Annotated in this window: 23 protein-coding genes; 17 read left to right on the top strand and 6 right to left on the bottom strand. The window is 65.8% G+C overall.

Features of this window, described 5'->3' with window-relative positions:
- Positions 1-182: 182 nt before the first annotated feature.
- A complete protein-coding gene (locus tag B3446_RS23900) occupies positions 183-407 on the bottom strand; it encodes a CrpP-related protein (RefSeq protein WP_291385913.1) in 225 nt (74 codons plus the stop codon).
- 457 nt (positions 408-864) lie between these two features.
- On the opposite strand from B3446_RS23900, the gene B3446_RS23895 reads away from it, so the two are divergent.
- The 4 genes from B3446_RS23895 (at position 865) to B3446_RS23880 (ending at position 2,732) form a co-directional block, all read left to right on the top strand.
- A complete protein-coding gene (locus B3446_RS23895; RefSeq protein WP_175124320.1) occupies positions 865-1,122 on the top strand; it encodes a DUF1488 family protein in 258 nt (85 codons plus the stop codon).
- 132 nt (positions 1,123-1,254) lie between these two features.
- Positions 1,255-1,818, top strand: a complete 564-nt coding sequence (locus B3446_RS23890) for a DUF4142 domain-containing protein (protein WP_291385911.1) — start codon at positions 1,255-1,257, stop codon at positions 1,816-1,818.
- Positions 1,819-1,971: 153 nt separating this feature from the next.
- Positions 1,972-2,478, top strand: coding sequence for a ferritin-like domain-containing protein (locus B3446_RS23885; RefSeq protein ID WP_191579358.1), 507 nt, complete (start codon positions 1,972-1,974; stop codon positions 2,476-2,478).
- 107 nt (positions 2,479-2,585) lie between these two features.
- Positions 2,586-2,732: a hypothetical protein gene (locus B3446_RS23880; protein WP_191579359.1), complete on the top strand. Its 147-nt coding sequence runs from the start codon at positions 2,586-2,588 to the stop codon at positions 2,730-2,732.
- Positions 2,733-2,780: 48 nt separating this feature from the next.
- Here B3446_RS23880 and B3446_RS23875 read toward each other — a convergent pair whose 3' ends face one another.
- Positions 2,781-3,068 (bottom strand): hypothetical protein, encoded by a 288-nt coding sequence (locus B3446_RS23875; protein ID WP_191579360.1) that lies wholly within the window; start codon positions 3,066-3,068, stop codon positions 2,781-2,783.
- Between the two features lie 155 nt (positions 3,069-3,223).
- On the opposite strand from B3446_RS23875, the gene B3446_RS23870 reads away from it, so the two are divergent.
- The 12 genes from B3446_RS23870 to B3446_RS23815 all read left to right on the top strand — a co-directional run bounded on the left by B3446_RS23870 (position 3,224) and on the right by B3446_RS23815 (position 16,435).
- Positions 3,224-3,703, top strand: a complete 480-nt coding sequence (locus B3446_RS23870) for a hypothetical protein (protein WP_191579361.1) — start codon at positions 3,224-3,226, stop codon at positions 3,701-3,703.
- Between the two features lie 68 nt (positions 3,704-3,771).
- Positions 3,772-6,486 (top strand): ATP-binding cassette domain-containing protein, encoded by a 2,715-nt coding sequence (locus B3446_RS23865; protein WP_291385906.1) that lies wholly within the window; start codon positions 3,772-3,774, stop codon positions 6,484-6,486.
- Between the two features lie 154 nt (positions 6,487-6,640).
- Positions 6,641-7,912, top strand: coding sequence for a glycosyltransferase family 4 protein (locus B3446_RS23860; RefSeq protein ID WP_291385946.1), 1,272 nt, complete (start codon positions 6,641-6,643; stop codon positions 7,910-7,912).
- A gap of 12 nt (positions 7,913-7,924) precedes the next feature.
- Positions 7,925-8,653: an SDR family oxidoreductase gene (locus tag B3446_RS23855; RefSeq protein ID WP_218344438.1), complete on the top strand. Its 729-nt coding sequence runs from the start codon at positions 7,925-7,927 to the stop codon at positions 8,651-8,653.
- On the top strand, positions 8,644-9,231 hold the full coding sequence (locus B3446_RS23850; RefSeq protein WP_191579365.1) for a D-glycero-alpha-D-manno-heptose-1,7-bisphosphate 7-phosphatase: 588 nt from the start codon (positions 8,644-8,646) through the stop codon (positions 9,229-9,231). Before B3446_RS23855 ends, B3446_RS23850 begins: the two co-directional genes overlap by 10 nt.
- Positions 9,228-10,352, top strand: coding sequence for a glycosyltransferase family 9 protein (locus tag B3446_RS23845; RefSeq protein ID WP_291385901.1), 1,125 nt, complete (start codon positions 9,228-9,230; stop codon positions 10,350-10,352). Before B3446_RS23850 ends, B3446_RS23845 begins: the two co-directional genes overlap by 4 nt.
- Positions 10,340-12,079 carry a carbamoyltransferase gene (locus B3446_RS23840; protein ID WP_291385899.1) on the top strand — a complete coding sequence of 580 codons (1,740 nt, stop codon included), beginning with the start codon at positions 10,340-10,342 and terminating at the stop codon, positions 12,077-12,079. The genes B3446_RS23845 and B3446_RS23840 overlap by 13 nt, the downstream gene beginning before the upstream one ends.
- Positions 12,076-13,062, top strand: coding sequence for a glycosyltransferase family 2 protein (locus B3446_RS23835; RefSeq protein WP_291385897.1), 987 nt, complete (start codon positions 12,076-12,078; stop codon positions 13,060-13,062). Before B3446_RS23840 ends, B3446_RS23835 begins: the two co-directional genes overlap by 4 nt.
- Positions 13,059-14,123 (top strand): glycosyltransferase family 9 protein, encoded by a 1,065-nt coding sequence (locus B3446_RS23830; protein ID WP_291385894.1) that lies wholly within the window; start codon positions 13,059-13,061, stop codon positions 14,121-14,123. The genes B3446_RS23835 and B3446_RS23830 overlap by 4 nt, the downstream gene beginning before the upstream one ends.
- Before the next feature lie 201 nt (positions 14,124-14,324).
- The gene (locus B3446_RS23825) at positions 14,325-15,086 is read left to right on the top strand and encodes a glycosyltransferase (protein WP_414632419.1); all 762 of its coding nucleotides are present in this window, start codon (positions 14,325-14,327) and stop codon (positions 15,084-15,086) included.
- Entirely contained in the window at positions 15,083-16,105 is a 1,023-nt protein-coding gene (locus tag B3446_RS23820) for a UDP-glucuronic acid decarboxylase family protein (protein ID WP_409558252.1), read from the top strand. The genes B3446_RS23825 and B3446_RS23820 overlap by 4 nt, the downstream gene beginning before the upstream one ends.
- A gap of 147 nt (positions 16,106-16,252) precedes the next feature.
- Complete coding sequence (locus tag B3446_RS23815) at positions 16,253-16,435, top strand: hypothetical protein (RefSeq protein ID WP_291385892.1); 183 nt, start codon at positions 16,253-16,255, stop codon at positions 16,433-16,435.
- Positions 16,436-16,496: 61 nt separating this feature from the next.
- On the opposite strand, the gene B3446_RS23810 is transcribed toward B3446_RS23815, so the two are convergent.
- The 4 genes from B3446_RS23810 to B3446_RS23795 all read right to left on the bottom strand — a co-directional run bounded on the left by B3446_RS23810 (position 16,497) and on the right by B3446_RS23795 (position 19,930).
- Positions 16,497-17,390, bottom strand: coding sequence for a manganese catalase family protein (locus B3446_RS23810; RefSeq protein WP_175124313.1), 894 nt, complete (start codon positions 17,388-17,390; stop codon positions 16,497-16,499).
- A gap of 80 nt (positions 17,391-17,470) precedes the next feature.
- On the bottom strand, positions 17,471-17,992 hold the full coding sequence (locus B3446_RS23805; RefSeq protein ID WP_291385890.1) for a ferritin-like domain-containing protein: 522 nt from the start codon (positions 17,990-17,992) through the stop codon (positions 17,471-17,473).
- An 88-nt stretch (positions 17,993-18,080) separates the two neighbouring features.
- Positions 18,081-18,545 carry a DUF2269 family protein gene (locus B3446_RS23800; protein WP_191579373.1) on the bottom strand — a complete coding sequence of 155 codons (465 nt, stop codon included), beginning with the start codon at positions 18,543-18,545 and terminating at the stop codon, positions 18,081-18,083.
- Positions 18,533-19,930, bottom strand: coding sequence for an SDR family oxidoreductase (locus tag B3446_RS23795; protein ID WP_409558253.1), 1,398 nt, complete (start codon positions 19,928-19,930; stop codon positions 18,533-18,535). Before B3446_RS23795 ends, B3446_RS23800 begins: the two co-directional genes overlap by 13 nt.
- A gap of 11 nt (positions 19,931-19,941) precedes the next feature.
- Here B3446_RS23795 and B3446_RS28520 point away from each other — a divergent pair, with 11 nt between their 5' ends.
- Positions 19,942-21,519, top strand: a complete 1,578-nt coding sequence (locus B3446_RS28520) for an SDR family oxidoreductase (protein WP_313491979.1) — start codon at positions 19,942-19,944, stop codon at positions 21,517-21,519.
- Positions 21,520-21,682: the final 163 nt, after the last annotated feature.

The following is a 21,682-nucleotide window of genomic DNA, read 5'->3' as shown; positions in this document are numbered from 1 at the left end:
TGCCCGGGATTTTCCAAAAAGAGCCTCCGTGCGGGTGCAACAAAGTGCAAGAATTCCCGACCAAGGCCGGCAGGCGCTTTCTTACCATGAACAACGCGCCACCAAGCCGCCGCCGGTTCTCCAAATGAACGGGCCCTGGACGATGTCCAGGGCCCTGGCGGGACATGCACCGCAGGCAGTGGCTACCTGCGGGTGATCGTGAAGGGGGATGACGGCGCGCGGCCGACGACGCGAGATCTGACGCCGTCTTTCCAACCGGCCTTCCACATCTCGACGCGGTTGCGCCATTCATGGACTGATTCGCCGGTCTGCGCAGGCATGGCTGCGGTGCGAAGGTAGGGGCAATCCAAAAGGGTCAACCCTTGGCGCGCGGCGTCTGCTCCCAACTTCTGGATATCCACTTGCATGGCAACTCTCCCAAAAGATGCGAGCAGCTAGTGTGCCGATGGCATTGCGCTCGCGCAACGGAGGGCGTGTAACGCTGCGTTTCTTTGTTACATCGCCGTAAAACTCGCTATTTCTGACGCAAAAAAGCGCCCCGCGCGATGCGGGGCGAAGACTCACGGTCCAACAAAACGCAAAGGTCACAGCGACGTGGCGAGGCCGTGCCAGCCACCGGACTCCCCAACCAGAGACCGGTAACCCTGCCGCTGTGACACCCGGATCGCCGCAACTATTGTTCCCGTCGCGCGTGGCGGAAAGATGACGGCGCGTCGCGCGTGTTGATGCGCACGCACTGATGCGATTTCTACACGATCGGAAGATTTGACGTGCGCGGTGTGACGGAACACGACTTGCTGCCTTTGCCGCAAGCGCGCCGCCGTGCGGCGCGTCTCCGACAACCACGCGCGAGGAGGGACCGAAATGAAATTCACCAAAGCGACCAACGCGAAAGCACAAGGCGATGCCATCGTTTTCGAGATGGAAACGGCCGGTGTGACGCGGCAGTTCGAGATATCGGGCGATGTGCTGCGCCAGCGGTTCGGCGCAGCGGATGACACCGCGCCGGAATTGCTGCGCGCATTCGAAAGCGGCGCCGACGCGTTGCGCGAATTGGCGCACCGCACGCAGTGGGTGCCGACCGATGGCCCCATCCAGGTGGGCGAGGGCGATTTCGGCTGATGGCGAACGTGGTCACGTCGCTTGCTGAGCACGCTTCGCGGCTCCTATGGGCATGACGTTTGCTGGATGTTCCTTGTTCGCCGGGCGGCATCAGGCCGACAGCCGGCGACTTATTTTCTACTGGAGGTCCGAATGAAAAACCGTCTTTTGAAGGCAGGGCTTGGCGCTGCGATTGTCCTCGGCATGAGTTCGGTGGCGCTTGCGCAAACCCCGGCAGCCCCTGGCGCCCAGGTGCCCGCTGCAACGAACAAGCTCGACAGCGAGGCGCGCGGCTTTCTGACAGACGCCGCGGAGTCCGGCCATCTCGAGGTTGCCGGCAGCAAGATGGCGCTGGAAAAGTCGCAGAACGCCGAGGTCAAGCAATTTGCGCAGAAGATGATCGACGATCACACCAAGGTGGCCCAGCAGCTCGAAGCCTTGGCCAAGAGCAAGGGCTTCGAGCCGCCCAAGGATCCTTCGATGATGCAGACCGCCAAACTCAAGGCTTTGGGACTGCGTGACGAAGGGTTCGACAAGGCGTACGCCGACGAGATCGGCGTCGACGCGCACGAAGACGCGGTCAAGCTGTTCGAGAAGGCCTCGAAGGAAGTGAAGGATCCGGAGGTCAAGCAGTTTGCGATCGAAACGCTGCCCAGCCTGCAGCAGCATCTGCAAGCGGCGAAGGCGTTGCAGCAAAGCGTGTCGGCCAAGAAGTAAATACGTTGAGACGCGCCGGTGTCCGCACCGGCGCCTGATTGATCAAGCGGGCCTGCCCGTCCGCTATTGCAGCAGCGCTCACCGGCATGCGCCTTGCTGTTCACCGCACGGGCAAGGCCCGCTTCCCACATCGATCCACACACAGGAGTGATCATGAGCCAGAAGACGTTGAAGGACCTGTTTATTCACGAGCTATCGGATGTGTATAGCGCCGAAAAGCAATTGACGCGCGCCCTGCCGAAGATGGCTCGCGCCGCCACTGACCCCACACTTGCCGAAGCCTTCACCACGCACCTCGAAGAGACACGCGGACAGATCGAACGCATCGACAAGATCGTCGAAGGTGCGGATTTCCGGCTGAAGCGCATCAAGTGCGCCGCCATGGAAGGCCTGGTGGAAGAAGGCAAGGATGTCATCGAAGACGTTGAAGAGGGCCCGGTGCGCGATGCCGCGTTGATCGCGGCGGCGCAAAAGGTGGAGCATTACGAGATCGCCAGCTACGGCACGCTTTGCACCTTTGCCAAGCAACTGGGCGAAACCGAAGCGCTGACGCTGTTGAAGGAAACGTTGGCTGAAGAAAAGGCCACCGACGAGAAGCTGAGCATGCTGGCCCTGCAGCAGACCAACGCTGAAGCGGCCAAGGCGGGCAAGGCAAAGTAAGTGCAACCTGCATGAAGCCGGTAGCGATACTGGTGCGGCCCTGTGTCCTTCGTGGTTCAGGGCCGTCATCGCGTCACCGGCCGGGCTCGGATATCCGGGAGCGAATCATGAAACCTGTTGACGATACTTCCACCCGCGCCCGCCCGGCGCGGCGCGGCGCCAAGACTGGCCGGGGACCCTGGCTGATGCTGGCCGTCTGGATTGGCGCCGTGGCCGTGCTTTTCATTGTTGGGCTGTTGATTCGCGGGATGTAGCTGCGAGTCCGCGCGAGGCACGCCGCAATCAGGCGCGCCCCTCGTGCCCTATTGGCAGAGTCTCGACGCCACCATCGTGACGATCGTGCCATCCGGCAGCTTGTAGTGCCCATCGCCTTCCCATGTCACAAGCTGCCCGTCGGGCAGGCAGCAATAGGAACTGGTTTTCGCATCGCCCGGGGGCTGCGAGCAGTATCTGTCTATACGGTATGTGCTGCCATCGGCGGCGGCCGCCACCACCTCCATGACACGCTTGTATGCTGGGTTCGCCATGTGAGCCTCCTGTTCGCCGTTCGGGGTATTGGTGCATGCGCGCTGTACGTGGTCAATACGCATCGCAGCATCCGCCGTTGACGCGCGCGAAGCAGCAAGCTTCGTTCCGAAGCGCCGGCCTGTCCTGCAGGGGCTGGAGCGGCGATTTGCAGGTATGCAGTTTGCTGCATGCGCTCCGCTTTGAATCCTACAGCGGCATTCACCAGGAGAAAGTCCCCATGCCAGCCACCCCTTTGCCAGCCTATTGGGAGCGCGATGCCGCGCAGGAGGCCGTGCAGCTCGCGCGCCCCATGCTGGATGCCGCGCTGTCCAACACCAGCGTCGGCGAAAGCGGCTTTCTGCATGTAGTGGTCATGAATCCGCTTGCGCAGCCCGGCAGTTGCGACTTCGCAGACGCGATTCTGTACGAAGAGAGCATCGGTGATCCTGCGGGCTGGGACGCGGATTATGGCGCCTACGCACGCGGGAAGGCGCGCGTGAGCTGGCGCACCGGACTGGCCACGCACGAAGTCATGGCGCTCAAACCGCATCTGTTGCAGGCAAAGGACAGTCAGGTCTGGGGCAGCGTGTGCCTGGACGGGATCGTCGTCGCGGTCAGCGGCGCCAACCCCTGGTTCGATGAGGCCTTTGCCGCCGCCGTGGCATCGCTGTTCAAGGCGGTGGTGCAGGGGCGCCGCGACCGGTTGCGCGCGCGCTGACGTCGGCATGGCCGGCTGCCCGGTACGCCAATTGCTGGCCCGCCGGGCTTCGCAGGAGGGCGTGCACCATGAGCGAGCCGGACACCAGCACCAGTGATTTCTCCCGCAAGGAGGTCAATCGGACCATACTGCGGGCACTATGGAAATACCGCGGCCGCACTGCCGCCGCCATTGCGCTGCTGGTCGCGGCCAAGCTGTTGATGGTGGCGGTGCCGGCGGTCCTGAAGGCCATCGTCGACCTGTTCAGTGCGCCGGGCCCGCTGGTGCTGCCGGTGTTCCTGCTGCTGGGTTACGCGCTCATGCGGTTTGGTGGCGGGGTATTCACCGAACTGCGCGATGTGGTGTTTGCGCGCGTGGCCCTGCGCACCGTCGCCGATTTCACCGTCAGCGTGTTCTCGCGGCTGCAACAGCTGGGCGCCCGATTTCATGGCGGCCGGCCTACCGGCGCGCTGGCGCGCGACGTGGAGCGTGGCACGGCCGGCGTGGGATTCCTGATGGGCACCGCGCTCTTCACCTTGCTGCCAACGCTGGTGGAAATCGTATCGGTGGTGCTGATCCTGGTGATGGGCTACAGCGTCTGGTTGGCGCTGATCGTGATCGTCTCTTTTATTGCCTACTTTTCCTACACGACGGTGCTTGTGCGCAAACGCGTCGCTTATCAACGGCGACTCAACGAACTGGATTCGCGCGCCAGCGGGCAGATGGTCGACAGTCTGCTCAATTACGAAGCCGTCAAGCTCAACGCCAACGAAGGGTTGGAAGCAGACCGCCTGTCGCGCGTGCTGAACGAATGGACGCGTGTCGGCGAACGCAATCAACGCTCGCTGTCGCGCCTGCATGTGGGGCAGAGCGGCATCATCGCGTGCGGCGTGGCGTCTGTGATGCTGCTGGCCGGACAACAGGTCGTGGGGCGCGAGATGACCGTGGGTGATCTGGTGCTCGTCAACGCCTACATCATCCAGATCTGTCTGCCCCTGAATATGCTGGGGCTCATCTTTCGGCAGGCAAAGGAAGCGTTCGTCAACGCCGAGCGCGTCTGCGACCTGTTGCGCTATCCGGCAGAAACAGGCGACGACGACAATCTGCCTTCGCTGCAAGCCGGTCCGGGAGAGGTGCGCTTTGAAGGCGTGGACTTCGGCTATGACCCGGGACGGCAGATTCTGTGGGGTGTCGATCTGACGGTGCCGGCCGGCACGACGCTGGCCGTCGTGGGCGGCAGCGGCTCGGGTAAGTCGACGCTGGGCCGGCTGCTATTGCGCTTCTATGACCCCGACGCGGGGCGGGTGCTGATCAATGGGCACGACCTGCGTGCGGTCAACGTGCGCAGCGTGCGGCGATCGGTCGGCATCGTGCCGCAGGACACGATGTTGTTCAACGAGACCATCGCCTACAACATCGCCTACAGCCGGCCCGAGGCCACGCGCGATCAGATCGTCCAGGCGGCGCGGGGCGCGCGCATCCACGAGTTCATCGAGAGCCTGCCCGGCGGCTATGACACGCCGGTGGGCGAACGTGGCGTAAAGCTGTCCGGGGGCGAGCGCCAGCGCGTGGGCATCGCGCGGGCGATCCTGAAGGATCCCGCGATCATGGTGTTCGACGAGGCGACCTCGGCGCTGGACACGCGCACCGAGCGCGCAATCCAGGCGGAACTGGAGCGGCTGTCGCGGGGCCGCACGACCCTGATCATTGCGCACCGGTTATCCACCATCGTGCATTCGGACAACATCATCGTGCTCGACCGCGGCAGGGTGGTCGAGCAGGGCCGCCACGAAGACCTGCTCAAGTTGCAGGGCATCTACGCGCAGATGTGGACGTTGCAGCGCCAGCAATCGGCCCTGGAGGAAGCGATGGGCCGCGACACCCGGCAGCCTGTCAATCTGGTGGCCGTGGTGGCGGGCGTGCTGGACGGCTCGCGCGAACTGGCGCAGGAAAAGGGCGTGAACGTGTACACGCTGATCGGCAACGAGGCCGCGCGCATCACGGGCGATCCCAGCGCGTTGCAGCAGTTGGTGTGGGACCTGTGCCTGCATGCGATTGCGGTCACGCCTCCGGGCGGGCGCATCGAAATCAGCCTGCGCCGCGAGGGACCGTTGGCACGCCTTGCCGTCACCGATGGCCGCACGGAGCACGAGGCCGATCCTGCGATTGCGGATGAGGACCCCTTGGTGAACCCGACCGACGGACTGCGCGTGGCGGCCGCGCTGGATCCTGCAGAACTCGCTGTGCGCGCGCAGCGGCAGGGGGGCGCGTTCCACAGCCTGGCCGCGCCTTCGGGCGGCCTTTGCTATTGCGTCGACTTCCCGGTTCGCGCCGTCGAGCCCACGCCGCTGCGGGTGGATGTGGATTTGCCGAACCTGACGGGCGCGCACGTCATGCTGGTGGACGACCAGGCCGAGGCGCGCGAAATGGTCGCCGAAATCCTGAAGGAAAACGGCGCGCAGGTGACCGAGTATGGGGACGGGGGCAATGCGATCGCCGCGTTCGCGTACGAGCCGGCGGCGCAATGGCCGCAGGTGCTGATCTGCGATCTGTCGCTGGGGGACGTGGACGGCTACGAAGTCGTGGCGCGTGTGCGTGCGATGGAAGCGGAGCGCGGTGCGGCGCTGTCGCATCGTTTGCCCGCCATTGCACTGTCGGGCCATGTCAGCCAGGAGTACCGCCTGCGCACGCTGTTGGCCGGCTTTCAGGTGCACTTGTCCAAGCCCGTCGATCCGAACGAATTGCTGGCAACAGTCGGTGCGTTGTTGCCGGCCACGCGTGCGCAGCGGCGACGCGAGACCTGATGACAGCGCGGCCTCGGCACTTCTTACGTGCGCTTGTAAGAAGTGCCGGATAGAAGCGCTGTTCCGCATGCGTTCTGGCAGCAGCGTCTCGGCACACCACTTGCTCTCGACGATGTGTATGCCGGGCACCCGCTCGACGAACGGAGTTGCCCTCATGAAGAAGATTGCCATCATCAGCGAACACGCCTCGCCTTTGGCGCTTGCGGGCAGCGTGGATAGCGGTGGACAGAACGTGTACGTCGCGCATGTGGCGCGCGAGCTGGCCCGCGCCGGCATGGAGGTCGATGTCTTTACCCGCAGGGACAATGCGGCGCTGGAAGCCGAGTTTCGGTGGATGCGCGGCGTCAAGGTGATCCACGTTCCCGCGGGACCCGCGAGCTTTCTTCCAAAGGAACAGATGCTTCCATACATGGACGAATTCTCTGCCTACCTGATGCGCTACTTCAACCGGCAGGTTGTGGGCTATGACGTCATTCACGCAAATTTCTTCATGTCGGCCATGGCGGCCCTGCCGGTGGCCCAGCAACTTGGCGTGCCGCTCGCAGTAACGTTTCACGCGCTGGGCAAGGTGCGCAGACAGTATCAGCAGGAGGCGGACCTGTTCCCGGATTCACGCTTCGGGATCGAAGACGACATCGCGCGGCGCGCGGATCGCCTGATCGCCGAATGCCCGCAGGACCGGCGCGATCTCATCGAACTGTATGGCGCGGATCCGCGCCGCATTGACATCGTGCCTTGCGGTTATGACGCCGCCGAAATGACGCCGCAGCCGATGGCGGCGGCGCGGCGGGCACTGGGGTGGAACGACGACGTGTTCACCGTGCTGCAGCTTGGACGGATGGTGCCGCGCAAAGGCGTCGACAACGTCATCCGGGCGCTGGCGCGCTTGCGTCAGCGGCATGGCGTCGAAGCACGGCTGTGCGTGGTTGGTGGAAATACCGAGGATGCGAACGTGCAGGCCACGCCGGAGATCGGCCGCCTGCGCGCCATTGCCGCGCAGGAAGGCGTGGCCGAGTGGGTCGAATTCGCGGGGCGTCGCGGTCGAGAGGCCCTGGGCGCTTACTACAGCGCCAGCGACGTGTTCGTGACGACGCCGTGGTATGAGCCGTTCGGCATCACGCCTGTCGAAGCCATGGCGTGCGGCAGGCCCGTGATCGGCGCGGACACCGGCGGCATCCGCAGCACCGTCGTGCATGGAAAGACAGGATTTCTCGTGCCCCCCAAAGATCCCGACAGCTTGGCGGACAGGCTCGCCGAACTGGCGGCGGATCGGACGTTGTGCGCGCGGATGGGTGGGGCGGGGCGCATGCGCGCGCGTCGCCTTTACACGTGGAAGCGCGTGGGTCAGGACCTGCTGTCCGTCTATGGACGCATGGTGGCCGATGTGCCTCGGGAAGATCGGATCGCCGCACGTATCGCGGCTTAAAGGAGCGGAACCATGCACGAATTCGAGAGCCTGGACGGGCGGGTAATCCTTGTGACCGGCGGTGGCAGCGGGCTGGGCGCGGCACTCTGCGAGCAGCTTGCAGCGGAAGGCGCGCGCGTCGCGGTCAGTGATATCGACGAGCAGCGCGCGCACTCGGTCGCAAGCAAGCTCAAGGAAGGTGGCGCCGACGTCATGGCCTGCGTCATGGACGTCGGCGTGGCGGCTGACGTGGCCGAGTGCATGGACGCCGTCGTGCGGCAATTCGGCAAGCTGGACGCCATCGTGAACAGCGCGGGCGTCGATGTGACGGCGCCCATCGATCAGCTCGACGCGGATGTCTGGGAGCGCGTGCTGCGCACCAATCTCACGGGGCCATTCTTGATGGCAAAGCTGGGCAAGAACCGGCTGAGCCCCGGCGGTCATATCGTCAACGTGGCGTCCACCGCGGCGCGGCGCGCCTGGCCCAATGCCAGTGCCTACCATGCCAGCAAGTGGGGGCTGATGGGCTTGTCGCATGCGTTGCACGCCGAACTGCGCGGCATGGGCATCAAGGTCAGCGCGGTCATCGCGGGCGGCATGCGCACCCCGTTTCTGCTGGATCGGTTTCCGGATATCGACACGGGCACACTGCAAGACCCGGCCAACGTCGCGCGCGCGGTGCGCTTTGTGCTGACCCAACCGCCGGAAACCGTGGTGCCGGAAGTCATGGTGCTGCCGATGAAGGAAACGTCATGGCCTTGAGGCCGGCCGTGTTCCTCGACAAAGACGGGACCGTGTTGGCGGACGTGCCCTATAACGTCGAGCCCGAGCGCATGGCTTACGCGCCGATGGCGCTGGCCGGGCTGTCGCGGCTGGCGCAGACGGACCTGAGTCTGGTGGTGATCAGCAACCAGCCGGGCGTCGCGCGCGGGCTGTTCGCCGCCGACGCGCTCAACGCCGTCAGTGTCAAGCTCGCGGCCATGTTCCATGCGGCTGGCGCGCATCTGGACGGCTTCTACTGGTGTCCACACCATCCCGAGGGCGTGGTCGAGGCCTATGCGATTGCGTGCGACTGCCGCAAGCCTCAGCCCGGGCTGCTGCTGCGGGCTGCACAGGAACTGGAACTGGATCTGCCCGCGTCCTGGTTCATCGGCGACATCCTGGACGATGTGGAGGCCGGCAATCGCGCCGGCTGCCGCACCATCCTGCTGGACGTAGGCAATGAAACCGAATGGCGCACCGGCCCGCACCGCGAGCCGACCTGCCGCGCCCCGGACCTCGACGCAGCGGCGCAGATCATCACGGCCGGCGCGACGCTCAGGCCCGGAGCGCAATCATGAATACCGATCCGGCGTGGCCGCGTGACGCGCACGTGCTCTGCATCCGGCTGGACAACATGGGCGATGTGCTGATGTGCACGCCGGCGATGCGTGCGCTGCGGCAAGCGGGCGCGCACCGGATCACACTGCTGACGTCGCCGTCGGGCGCGCGCCTGGCGCCCTTCATGCCGGAGGTGGACACCGTCATGGCGTACGACGCCGCTTGGGTGAAGAACGGATCGCAGGGGCGGGATCAAGACATCGACGCGATCGGCCGGTTGCGCGCGCTGCGGCCGGATGCGGCCGTGATCTTCACGACCTTCAGCCAAAGTCCGTTGCCGGCGGCGCTGCTGTGCCATCTGGCGGGCGTGCCGCGCGTGCTGGCGCATTGCCGCGAAAACCCATACCGGCTCATCACCGACTGGGTGCGCGAGGTCGAGCCGCAGGACGGCATCCGCCACGAGGTGCAGCGCCAGCTTGATCTTGTGGCCACCGTGGGCGCGCGCAGTGAAGATGATGTGCTGTCGTTCCGGGTGCGCGAGGCCGACCGCGCGTCGCTGCGTGAAAAACTGCACCACGCGGGTGTGACCGAAACCGATGGCTGGATCTGCGTCCACGCGGGCGCCACCGCATCGTCGCGCCGCTATCCGGCCGAACTGATGGTCCAGGCGCTGATCGACCTGCGCGGCGATGGCCGCCGCATTCTGCTGCTGGGCGGACACGAGGACCCGGCGCTGTCTGCGGCGTTGGCCAGCGGGCGGCGTCTGTTGCCGGGGCTGATCGACCTGTCCGACGGCCTGACGCTCGGCGAATTGGGCGCGGCGCTGGAGGGCGCGGCCGTGGTCATCTGCAACAACAGCGGCCCGGCGCATATCGCCGCGGCAGTGGGCGCACCGATCGTGGACCTATACGCCTTGACCAATCCGCAGCATACGCCCTGGCGCACCGACGCTCGGGTGCTCAGCAACGATGTGCCGTGCAAATACTGCTACCGCAGCGTTTGTCCGGAGGGACACCAAGCGTGCCTGTCCGGCGTCAGCCCCGAGCGTGTCGCGTTTGCGGCCCGGGAATTGCTGGGGCGAAGCCACAGGTTTCAGACGGGCCCGCGCGCCGTCAAGGAGAAGATTTCATGTTCACGCTAGGCATCAATGCGGCTTATCACGACTGCTCTGCCACGCTGGTTCGCGACGGCGTGGTGGTGGCGGCGGCCGAGGAAGAGCGCTTCACCCGCGTCAAGCACGGCAAGCGACCGGTCCCGTTCACGACGTGGCAACTGCCGTACTTCGCGATCGACTACTGCCTGTCCGAAGCGGGCATCCGGCTGCGCGACGTGGATCACATCGTGTACTCCTATGACCCGTCGCTGCTGGCCAACGGCGCGGCGCTGCCGCAGGAGATCGTGCTGCCGCTGGAGCCCTCGCGCGCCGGCGCCGGCGCAGAAGGCGCGTCGCCATGGGATCCCCTGTTTCTGTCGTACCTGGTGAACGCGCCGCGCCAGTTGCTTGACGGCGCCCCGCTGCACCTGAAGTCGCCGCGCTTTGACGATCTGACGCTGCAGCACATCATGGATCGCTGGATCTACCTCGACCATCACCTGTCGCACGAAAGCAGCGCCTTTCTGGCGGCGCCGTGCGCGGAGTGCGCGGTGCTGACCATGGATGGCCGCGGCGAGCGCACGACGACCAGCTACGGCCACTTCTCGGGCGGCGAGTACGCGCGGCTCAAGCAGATCGACCTGCCGCATTCGCTGGGCCTGCTGTACGAAGAGGTCACGACCTGGCTGGGTTTCCTGCATTCGTCGGACGAGTACAAGGTGATGGCGCTGGCCTCGTTCGGCAAGCCCGAGTACCGCAAGGAATTCCGAGAAATCCTTCGCCTGGAGGAAGAGGGCGGGTACTCGTTGCAGCCGGCCCGCCTGACCGAGCGATTCGGCCCGCCAAGGCGGCGCGGCGCGCCGTTCGAGGACCGCCACAAGAACGTGGCCAGCTCGCTGCAATACGTGCTGGAAGAAACCGCGCTGCACATGGCGCAGTGGCTCTACGAGACGACCGGCGCCAAGAGCCTGTGCATGGCGGGCGGCGTGGCGCTCAATTGCGTAATGAATGCGCGCATCGCGCGGGATGGCCCCTTTGACGAGGTGTGGGTGCAGCCGGCCGCCGGCGACGCGGGCACGTCGCTGGGCGCGGCGCTGTACGTGGACTACCACCGGCGCGGCGGCAAGCGCGCGTGGACGATGGAGCATGCGTATCTGGGGCCGTCGTACTCGGATGATGAGATCGAACGCTTCCTGGACAAATCGCATCTGACTTATCGCCGGCTGGACGACGTGGCCGGCGAGGCTGCGGCGCTGCTCGCCGATGAGAAAGTGCTGGGCTGGTTCCAGGGGCGCATGGAGTTCGGCCCGCGCGCGCTGGGCGCCCGCTCGATCCTGGCGTCGCCGCGCGACAGCGCGATGCAGGCCCGCCTGAACGGCCTGAAGGACCGCGAAGACTTCCGCCCGGTGGCGCCCGTGGTAATGGAAGAGCGCGCGGCCCAGTGGTTTGACGGCCGCGGTGCGGCGTCGATCTGCGCGCCGTTCATGCTGTTCGTCTATGACGTGCTGCCGCACCGTGCCAGGCAGATCCCCGCCGTGCGCCACATTGACGGGACGGCGCGCGTGCAGACCGTGCGTCGCGACCAGAACGAACGCTACTACGACCTGCTGGCCGCCTTTGAGAAGCTGACCGGGGTGCCGGTGCTGGTCAATACGTCGTTCAACACGCGGGGCGAGCCCGTGGTGTGCACGCCGCGCGATGCGATCGAGTGCTTCTGGACGTCGCCGCTGGATGCGCTGGTGATTGGCTCCTACCTCGTCGAGAAGCCGCGATGACGGCCCCTGGAGAAACGATCGCCGTGTCGGTGGTGGTGCCGACGTACAAGCGGCCCGACCTGCTGGCGCGGTGCCTGGACGCGTTGGTTCGGCAGCAGTTGCGCGCCAGTTACGAGATCCTGGTGTGTGATGATGCGGCCAGCGAGGCCACGCGCCGTCAGGTCGAGGAATTTTCGCGGGGTCGCGTGGGTGCGCCCGCGCTGCGCTATCTGGCCGTAACCGGCACCCGCGGCCCCTCCGGCGCGCGCAACCTGGGCTGGCGCAGCGCCAAGGCCGAGATCATCGCCTTTACGGACGACGACACCATTCCCCGTCCGGACTGGCTGGCGCAGGGATTGCGTGGGTTCGGGGCGGATGTGGCCGCGGTGACCGGGGTCACGGAAATGCCCATCCCCGACCCGCCCAGCGACTACGAGCGCGACGCGTCGGGGCTGACGCGCGCCGAGTTCATTACCGCGAACTGCTTCGTGCGGCGCTCGGCGTTGCTGGCGGTCGGCGGATTCGACACGCGCTACACGATGGCGTGGCGCGAGGATTCCGACTTGCAGTTTGCGTTGCTGGACTCGGGGTTTCGTATTGCGCGGTGCGAGCGCGCGCGGGTGGTGCATCCGGTTCGGCCCGTGCGCTTCGCGGCGGGGCTGGGCATGCAGAAGAAGGTCATGTTCGACATGCTGCTGCGGCGCAAGTACCCCACGCTGTATCAGGAGCGCATCCGCCGCCACGGCCCGCGCTTCTACCTGAGCGTGACCGGCGCGTTCGTGCTGGCTGTGGGCCTCTTAGCCACGGGTCATTCGACGGCAGCGATACTGGCTGCGGGCGTCTGGGCTGCGTTGACGGCGCACTTTTTCATGCGGCGGCTGCGCGGAACCAGCCGGACGGCGCGCAATGTGATCGATCTGGCGATCACGTCGGTGTGCATCCCGCTCTTGTCCATCTTCTGGCGCACGGTGGGTCTGCTGCGCTTTGGCAGGAGCGCCGCATGAACGCCCCGCTGCTTGCATCGTCGCCCGCACCCGCGAGCATCGCGGTTTTCCGGGCACTGCAACTGGGTGACATGCTCTGCGCCGTGCCCGCGCTGCGTGCGCTGCGCCAGGCGTTTCCGGATACGCATATTGCGCTGATTGGCCTGCCGAACGCACGGGAGTTCGTCAGCCGTTTTCGCGCCTACGTGGACGAGCTGATCGAGTTTCCGGGGGTGGAAGCGTTTCCCGAGCAGGCTGCCCGCGAAGACGAACTGCCTGGGTTTTACACCTGCGTGCGCGGCGCGCAGTTTGATGTGGCGCTGCAGATGCACGGCAGCGGCGGGCAGAGCAATCCCATCGTGGGACAACTGGGCGCCAAGCGATGCGGCGGCTTCGTCGCGCGGGCCGATCAGGGCGTTCCCGGACAGTGGCTGCCCTGGCCGGACGAGCTTCCTGAGCCGCATCGCTACCTGGCGTTGCTGCGGCATCTGGGGCTGCCTGCGGAGGACGACGCGCTGGAGTTCCCGTGTTCGGAAGACGACCAGCAAGCCGCCGCCGACCTGCTGCGCGAGCACTCGCTTGATCCAACGCGCCTGGTGCTGATGCATGTCGGGGCGCGCCTGCCGTCGCGGCGATGGCCACTGGAGCGCTATGCGCGGATGGCCACCGCGCTCTTGCTACAGGGCTGGCAGGTGGCGCTGACCGGCACCGCCGCAGAACGGCCGCTCACGGCCGACGTGCGGCGCCTGTCGGGGCGCAACCTGCCCGACCTGTGCGGCAAGACCACGCTGGGCAGCCTGGCCTCGCTGGTGCAGGCGAGCCGGCTGCTGCTCTGCAACGACACCGGCATCTCGCACATTGCGGCGGCCGTGCGCGCGCCCAGCGTCGTCATCGCCAGCGGCAGCGACGCGCGGCGCTGGGCGCCAACCAACCACGACCTGCATGTTGTGCTTGCCGGCGATACACCGTGCCGGCCCTGCGCGCATGAGCACTGTCCCATTGGCCACCCGTGCGCGCTGGCCGTGACGGTGCCCCAGGTGCTCCGCGAAGTGAACCGCCAGCTAGCAAGGGGAAGACAATGACGCCCGCCGCCCGCCCGCAGCGCCGCCTGCGTATCCTGACGTGGCACGTCCATGGCAATTATCTGTATGCGCTGAGCCAGGCGCCGCATGATTTCATCGTGCCCGGCTTGCCGGGCCGCGTGCCGCATTACGGGGCGCTGGGCAGCCGCATCCCCTGGGGACCGGGTCTGACGCAGGNNGTCCGCCTATGCGTTGCGTGACATGCAGTTCGATTGCGTGCTGTACCAGTCCCGCCAGAATCTGGAGGATGCGCGGCTGCTGCTCAGCGACGCGCAGCGCGCCTTGCCGTCCGCGTACCTGGAGCACGATCCCCCCATGCCGCATCCCACGGAAACGCGCCATGTGTTCCGCCACGACAAGGGCATGATCGTGCACGTCACGCCGTACAACGCCGTGATGTGGGATTGCGGGGACATGCCCAGCCGCGTGGTGGAGCATGGCGTGCCCGTGCCGTCGGTGTCTTACGACGGCAGCTTCGAGAAGGGCATTGCCGTGGTGAACCATCTGGACCGCCGCGGCCGGCGCATCGGGGTCGACGTGTTCGAGCACGTGCGCGCGCGCACACCGCTGGATCTGATCGGCATGGAGTCCGAGAAGCTGGGCGGGTTGGGCGAGGTGCCCAACATGGAGGTGGCGGCGTTCATGACGCGCTATCGCTATTTTTTCAGCCCTATCCGTTACGCGAGCCTGGGCTTGTCGCTGATCGAGGCCATGCTCTGCGGCGTTCCCGTCGTGGGGTTTGGCGGCACGGAGCTGCCCGTGCTGATCCGAAACGGCGAGAACGGCTACGTCGACAATCGGCTGGACCGGCTGGTGGAGGTGGGCCGCCAACTGCTGGCCGAGCCGGAGCTTGCCCGCGCCTGGGGCGCGGCCGGACGTGACATGGCGCTGCAGCGATTCGGCATGGATCGGTTCGTGTCGGATTGGGTGGACGTATTCGAGACGTTGATGGAGACGGCATGATGGATGCAATTCCCCGTACCGGCCGCGCGCTGGTGGCCGGCGGCGCCGGCTTCCTGGGATCGAATCTCTGCGCGCGGCTGCTGAACGACGGTTGGCAGGTGGTCTGCGTGGACAACTTTCAGACCGGCAGGGCCTGCAACGTTGCGGCGCTTGCGTCGCATCCGCGCTTCACGGTCATCCGGCATGACGTGGTGGACCCGCTGGGCGACATGGAGGTGGACCGGATCTACAACCTGGCTTGCCCCGCGTCGCCCGTGCATTACCAGGCCGATCCGCTGAAGACGCTGCGCACCTGCGTCCTGGGCGCGATGCAGTTGCTGGAACTGGCGCGGCGCACCGGTGCGCGCGTGTTGCAGGCATCCACCAGCGAGGTCTACGGCGATCCGCGCGAGCATCCGCAGTGCGAGAGATACTGGGGCCACGTCAACCCCGTCGGCCCGCGCTCCTGTTATGACGAAGGCAAGCGTTGCGCCGAGACGATATTCATGGAATACGCCCACCACGAAGGCGTGGTCGTCAAGATCGCGCGCATTTTCAACACCTATGGTCCGCATATGTCGCCGGACGACGGCCGGGTCGTGTCCAACTTCATCGTGCAGGCGCTGGCCGGCCAGCCGCTCACCGTGTACGGGGACGGGACGCAGACGCGCTCGTTCTGTTACGTGGACGACCTGATCGACGGGTTGGTGCGCCTGATGGAAAGCGCCGACAACGTCGCCACGCCCGTGAATCTGGGTAACCCGGTGGAACTGACGATGCTGGAAATGGCCGACATGGTGCGAGAGCTGACCGGATCGCGCGTGCCTGTCGTGCATCGCGCGTTGCCGGTGGATGATCCGACCCACCGCTGCCCGGACATCTCGCTGGCGCAGCGCAGCCTGGGATGGTCGCCGCGCGTGCATCCGGTCGATGGCATCGCGCGCACGGTGGCGTACTTCTGGGCTGACCGGGACCGGGCGCGGCGAGAGGGGCGGATGCCCGCCTTGCAAGCCCAAGCAGTGGCGCAGCAGCTTCCCTGAACCCTGGCCGCCAGGGCCGCGGCACAGGGCTTGCTGGCCCGGACGTTTCCACCTCAAGGAGATGCGCCATGAGCACCAAGCCCCATTCCCACCNNCCCAAACCCCCATCCCCCCCAAGACGCCCCCGCCGACGCGGACCGCAAGCCGGTGCCGCCCGGCGAGCGCACGCTGTCGGACCGCCCGGCCGATCCGAACCGCACCGGCGCGGGGCGCCAGTTTCCGCCGGGGATGGACCCCGCGGATGTATGGGACCCGGGCCGCGCCACGCCGGACGCGCCGCCCGTGGACAACCGGTCCGGAGAAGGTCAGCCGCCCGACCGCAAGAAATAAAAACCCGCCCGGCCGAAAGGGCGGGGCGGGCAAGGGATGCGCCGTGCTGCGGCGCGTCGCGTTACGGCTGCTTCAGTTCGTCGGCCGCATTCACCTGCCCGAGCTCCGTACCCGTCACCGGGTCGCTGCTCGGGTCCGACGCCGTGCGGGCCGCCATGGCCTGCAGGGCCAGCACTTCGTCTTCAGTCAGGTTCACATTGGGCATACCGTCGCCGTCGATAGCGCCCTGTTCCTCGCGATCCGAGATGTACTCGAAGTTGGCGTCGCTGTTCCACGGTCCGCGCGTGTCGCCGTCGCCTTGCGACATGTTGAAGTACACCGAGGCAAAGCGCGGATCACCCGGCAGCTTTCCGGGCGGGAAGTTCGGCTCGATTGAATACAGGGCCTTTTCGAAGGAGCGCTGGTGTGACACCTCACGGGTCATGAGGAAGCCCAGCGCGTCCTTGACGCCCGGATCATCGGTGGCGTTGATGAGGCGCTCATAGATGATCTTGGCGCGTGCCTCGGCGGCGATGTTGGACCGCAGGTCCGCCGACGGATCGCCGATGGTGTCGATGTAGCCGGCATTCCAGAGTTGGCCGCCCGAATTGATCAATGCCGGGCCGCCGCCGTACAGCACCTGCGTGACGTGCGAGTCGTTGCCCGGGCCGTTCAGACGCCGGTAGATCTCGGCTTCGGATTCCGTGGCTTCGGCCAGCACGCCCTTGGCGCCCTTGTTCAGCATGGCGACGAGCGTGCCGATGACTTCCAGATGGCTCAGTTCTTCCGTGGCGATGTCGAGCAGCATGTCCTTGCGGCCCGGATCGTCTTCGGCCAGCGCCTGCGTGAAATAGCGACAGGCCGCCGCCAGTTCGCCCTGCGGGCCGCCAAACTGTTCCAGCAACAGGTTGGCAAGACCAGGGTTGGTCTCGCTGACACGTACCGTGTATTGCAGTCGCTTGTTGTGTGCAAACATAACGTTCTCCTGATACCCGGCGCTCCACCGGGATGCGTGTTGCGCGGCCGCCGTGAAAGCATTGCGCGCGGGTTGTAGATTCAGCGCTTCGCCTGGCTTTCGGGGTCGTCCGCCCGCATGAGGAACTGGCGCATGAGGCCTGGCGCGTTGTGTTCGATCCACTGCGCCATGGCGCGCTCTTCCTGCAGGATGCGCTCGCAGACTGCGGCCGTTTCCGCATCGCCGACGAACTTGGCGGCCTCGACCAACTGGCTGTACGCGGCGATCTCAAGATTCTCGAAGGCGTAACTGAACATCGCGCCCTTCATGATCTCGTCGCTGGCAAAGACGCCAGAAAATCCCTGGAACGTCGCCATCATCTTGCCGGTCAGGTCCTTGAACATCGACGTGTCCCCGCCCAGCCGCTCGATGCAGCCGCGCACCAGGCGTTGCTGTTCGCGCGTTTCGACAATGTGACGCTCGATCCGCTGCTTGACCTCGGGATAAGTCTCGATGCGGCCCGCCAGGCTCGTCAGCATGGTTTCGGCTTGCTCTTCCATGGCGTGGGCGTCACGCAGCCAATCCAACAGATGCTCGGCCGCTTTACTGGTATCACTTTCCATAGCGTTCTCCTGAATGTGTCGCCCCGTGTGCGGCGGACAGCGAACCGATGCCGCAACAAATGTTCCTGACGGCCTGGTTCTTTCACGATCACGCTTGCTTGAAGATCATCAGATAAAAGATCGCCAGGAATGCCACGAAGGCGATTGCGCCCAGCGCGACCCACCAGGCAAACCAGCGCCAGAACGCTGCGGGCAACGGAGTTCCTGCATGGTCCGCCGCCGCCGCGGCATCACGCATCAGCATCTGCAAACGCACCACGGGCAACCAGCACGCGATGGCGACGGCATACAGCCCCAGCGACCACGCGATCCACGGCGTGGATAGCGGCATCTGCATGAGGTGAACCAGATACAGGCCGGTAAGCGGCTGCAGCACGGCGGTTGTCGCGGTGAAGAGCCAGTCGGCCACGACCACGAGCCGTCCTACGACGGCGATTACGTGGACGTCCCTGCGCAGCACGACGCATAGCAGGTAGAACGCGGAGCCGATGCCGGTGCCAAAAAGCAGCGTCGACGAGAGCACGTGGATCAGCTTGAAGATCAGGTATTCCATTCGCGTTTCCTGGGCGTGACGGGTTCATGCAAATACAAGAGCACCAACGCTGCCAGCATCGGTAAATTTTTCGACAACGGTCCGAATGGGTGCATCCAGAACTCGGGCAGGCGAACGGTGATGATCGCGGTGTAGCCCGCGATAAGCACGGCCTGTGCAACCCACAACCATTGCCGCGCGCGGCCGCGTAATAGCAGGGTCAATACGCCGAAGCTCAGGTCGAGCGTTGCCGCGCCGTAAAGCGCCACGGGCGCAAGGACTGCGGGCACGCCGGTTCGATGCAGCAGGTCGAGACTGGCGGCGACCGGATACAGACCGAAGGACACGGCGGCGGTCCACAGCCACACCAGTGCGATGCTGAACCGCAAGAGCGGCAGCGTGATGTCCAGTAGCGCGCTTGCGCGCAGGCCGTCGCGGGTGGGCGGCGCGACGAAGCGGCCGGGCGCGCGCGGGGGACGGTTGAGCAACGCGCAAAAAGGGGCGGGGTCGGCGGTGTTGCCGCGTTCGAGCATCGACAAGGCCGTGGGGTCGATCAGGCTGCGGGGCAGCATCGCCGCGGCGGTGGCGAGGCCCGTGGCCAGGCGCAAGGGGATGGCGATGACGCGTTGACGCGAGTCAACGCCCAATGCTCGGCGCAGCGCGGCAAGGTAATCGCGCACGGTGATGGGCGCAGGCCCGCAGAACGCAATGGTGACGGGTGCTTGTGGCGGCGAGCGCAACAGAGCGAGCACGCCGTCGATGACGTCGTCCAGATGCACGGGTTGCACGGCCTGCCGCCCGCCGCCGGGCAGCGGCACCGAGGGCAGTACGGCAAGCCGGTTAAAGAGCGAGGCGCTGGCGCCGCCAGGTCCGTAAACCAGGGAAGGCTGGATGATCGCAGCGGGTAGGTTGGCCAGGCGCAGGGCGTCGTCGGCTGCCCGCTTGCTGAGGTGAAAGTCACTGGCGGCGTCGTCATCGGCCCCCAGCGCCGAGAACTGGATCACGCATCGGACGTTCTGCCGCTGGGCGGCGCGGAACAGAGCCTGTGGCGCGCGCACGTGCACGGCGGCAAAATCCCCGGCCTGTCGCTCGCGAAAGATGCCGACGGTGTTGATGACGGCGTCGATGTTTTCAAGCAGCGGCATCCAGTTGTCCTCGGACTGGGCGTTGCCGAACTCCATGGGTATGAAAGTTGCGTCGGGCATGGCGTTGCCGGTTGGCATGCGGCGCACGGGGCACACAAGGGTGTGTCCCTCGGCCAGCAAGGCGCGTGCAAGACTGCCGCCGATAAAACCGCTTGCTCCGGTCAACAAGATCCTCAATGCGATTCTCCCTGGCGGTTGCGGGAACGCCGCGCCGCCGTTGCGATGTCGGGCGCCGCAAGCTCCGTGCCCGTCGACTATCACAAGGAATGCTCATGAACCCATGGCTCACGGCGTTGCGCGAGGGCGCAATCAGTGGATCCGCCGCCAGTGTGCTGTCGACGCTGGTATTGGCGGTTGCGGGCCGCAAGGAGGCCGACAGTTGGACGGCGCCCACCAATTCGACCAGCCACTGGATATGGGGACGACCGGCGTTGCACGCCGATGCGCCGACATGGCGGCATACGGCAACCGGCTATGCGATTCACCATTCGGCGGCGGTGTTCTGGGGGGTGCTGCATGCGCGGGGCACGCAGGGGATGCCGGCGACTTATCGCACGGGGCCGGCAGTGGCGGCGGGGCTGACGGCGGCGGCGATCGCGTGCCTGGTTGACTATCGCGCGACGCCGCAGCGCCTGACCCCGGGGTTCGAGCATCGGCTGAGCACGTTGGCGCTGGTGTTGGTGTATGGGGCGTTCGGACTTGGGATGGCGTTGGGATCGCTGGCGTGGCGGGCGCGGGAGCGGCGTCGCGCAGAAGGGGCGGATGCGGACGGGGTGGCGTTCGGGGCGCGTTTCAGGAATGGGGATTGCTGGCCCGATTCGCAGCGCGATTTCCGCGTTGGCAACCGGGAGCACTCAATGAAATTGAAACTGAAACCGCTACGTGAGCAGGTGATGGTGATTACGGGCGCGAGCAGCGGCATCGGCGCGGCGACAGCGAAGATGGCGGCTGAACGCGGGGCGAAGGTGGTATTGGTGGGACGCCAGGAAAACGGGCTGAATAGCGTGCTGAACGATATCGTGCGCGGCGGCGGATCGGCGATCAGCGTGGTTGCGGATGTGGGTGTGCAGGACGATCACGATCGTATTCTGGAACGCGCGATTGATAGTTATGGGCGGGTTGATACGTGGGTGAACAACGCGGGCGTTTCGATTTTTGGAACGCTGGAGTCGGTGCCGGTTGAGGATCAGCGCAAGCTGTTCGATACGGATTACTGGGGCGTGGTGTACGGGTCGATGGTGGCGGTGCGGCACATGAAGGCAAGTGGCGGTGCGTTGATCAATGTGGGCAGCGAGGTGTCGGATCGGGCTGTGCCGCTGCAGGGGGCATATTCAGCGGCCAAGCATGCGGTGAAGGGGTTTACGGATGCGTTACGGATGGAGCTTCGTGAAGAAGGGGCGCCGGTGTCGGTGACGTTGATCAAGCCGGCGTCGATCGCGACGGGGTTTACTTCGCACGCGCGCAACTATATGGACGTTCAGCCTAGCCTGCCGGCGCCGGTGTATGCGCCTGAGGCGGTGGCTGATGCGATTCTGCACGCGGCGGAGCATCCGACGCGGGATTTGTACGTGGGGAGCGCGTCGCGGGCTATTTCTACGCTGGGTCAGAATATGCCGGGGCTGGCGGACCGTATGGCTGGATGGCTGTTTCGGCAGCAGCGCGGTGGCGCGGTGGCTGACGGCGGATCTGATTCGCTGTATGAAGGCGGCGGGTCGCATTCCGCCGAGCAGCAGGTTGGTCGTCGGAGCATGTACACCAAGATGGCGGTGAATCAGCCTAGTACTTCGCTCGTTGCCGCTGCCGTCGTGATTGGTGGGGCGGCTTGCTGGTTGCTGCGGTCGCGGCGGTGAGTCGTCTTTCCTTCCGATGGGCTTCTTATGCTCGGCTTGGTTCTTTGGACGTTCTTCGTGGTTCGTTTGACGCGCCGGCGGCGTTCTATTGACGCCCGGCGCGGCGGCGGCCTGGGACGCGCGGGGCTACGATTGCGGTCCGGAGCCTTCGCTCCGGACTTCC

Source organism: Achromobacter sp. UBA5777, from assembly GCF_002418565.1.
GTDB lineage: Bacteria > Pseudomonadota > Gammaproteobacteria > Burkholderiales > Burkholderiaceae_B > Achromobacter > Achromobacter animicus.
This window is presented reverse-complemented; position numbering and strand designations above follow the sequence as displayed.

Bases quoted from the DNA above. Each gene is read 5' to 3' on its own strand.
- B3446_RS23900 (WP_291385913.1), bottom strand. From the start codon at position 407: ATGCAAGTGGATATCCAGAAGTTGGGAGCAGACGCCGCGCGCCAAGGG.
- B3446_RS23895 (WP_175124320.1), top strand. From the start codon at position 865: ATGAAATTCACCAAAGCGACCAACGCGAAAGCACAAGGCGATGCCATC.
- B3446_RS23890 (WP_291385911.1), top strand. From the start codon at position 1,255: ATGAAAAACCGTCTTTTGAAGGCAGGGCTTGGCGCTGCGATTGTCCTC.
- B3446_RS23885 (WP_191579358.1), top strand. From the start codon at position 1,972: ATGAGCCAGAAGACGTTGAAGGACCTGTTTATTCACGAGCTATCGGAT.
- B3446_RS23880 (WP_191579359.1), top strand. From the start codon at position 2,586: ATGAAACCTGTTGACGATACTTCCACCCGCGCCCGCCCGGCGCGGCGC.
- B3446_RS23875 (WP_191579360.1), bottom strand. From the start codon at position 3,068: ATGCGTATTGACCACGTACAGCGCGCATGCACCAATACCCCGAACGGC.
- B3446_RS23870 (WP_191579361.1), top strand. From the start codon at position 3,224: ATGCCAGCCACCCCTTTGCCAGCCTATTGGGAGCGCGATGCCGCGCAG.
- B3446_RS23865 (WP_291385906.1), top strand. From the start codon at position 3,772: ATGAGCGAGCCGGACACCAGCACCAGTGATTTCTCCCGCAAGGAGGTC.
- B3446_RS23860 (WP_291385946.1), top strand. From the start codon at position 6,641: ATGAAGAAGATTGCCATCATCAGCGAACACGCCTCGCCTTTGGCGCTT.
- B3446_RS23855 (WP_218344438.1), top strand. From the start codon at position 7,925: ATGCACGAATTCGAGAGCCTGGACGGGCGGGTAATCCTTGTGACCGGC.
- B3446_RS23850 (WP_191579365.1), top strand. From the start codon at position 8,644: ATGGCCTTGAGGCCGGCCGTGTTCCTCGACAAAGACGGGACCGTGTTG.
- B3446_RS23845 (WP_291385901.1), top strand. From the start codon at position 9,228: ATGAATACCGATCCGGCGTGGCCGCGTGACGCGCACGTGCTCTGCATC.
- B3446_RS23840 (WP_291385899.1), top strand. From the start codon at position 10,340: ATGTTCACGCTAGGCATCAATGCGGCTTATCACGACTGCTCTGCCACG.
- B3446_RS23835 (WP_291385897.1), top strand. From the start codon at position 12,076: ATGACGGCCCCTGGAGAAACGATCGCCGTGTCGGTGGTGGTGCCGACG.
- B3446_RS23830 (WP_291385894.1), top strand. From the start codon at position 13,059: ATGAACGCCCCGCTGCTTGCATCGTCGCCCGCACCCGCGAGCATCGCG.
- B3446_RS23825 (WP_414632419.1), top strand. From the start codon at position 14,325: ATGCAGTTCGATTGCGTGCTGTACCAGTCCCGCCAGAATCTGGAGGAT.
- B3446_RS23820 (WP_409558252.1), top strand. From the start codon at position 15,083: ATGATGGATGCAATTCCCCGTACCGGCCGCGCGCTGGTGGCCGGCGGC.
- B3446_RS23810 (WP_175124313.1), bottom strand. From the start codon at position 17,390: ATGTTTGCACACAACAAGCGACTGCAATACACGGTACGTGTCAGCGAG.
- B3446_RS23805 (WP_291385890.1), bottom strand. From the start codon at position 17,992: ATGGAAAGTGATACCAGTAAAGCGGCCGAGCATCTGTTGGATTGGCTG.
- B3446_RS23800 (WP_191579373.1), bottom strand. From the start codon at position 18,545: ATGGAATACCTGATCTTCAAGCTGATCCACGTGCTCTCGTCGACGCTG.
- B3446_RS28520 (WP_313491979.1), top strand. From the start codon at position 19,942: ATGAACCCATGGCTCACGGCGTTGCGCGAGGGCGCAATCAGTGGATCC.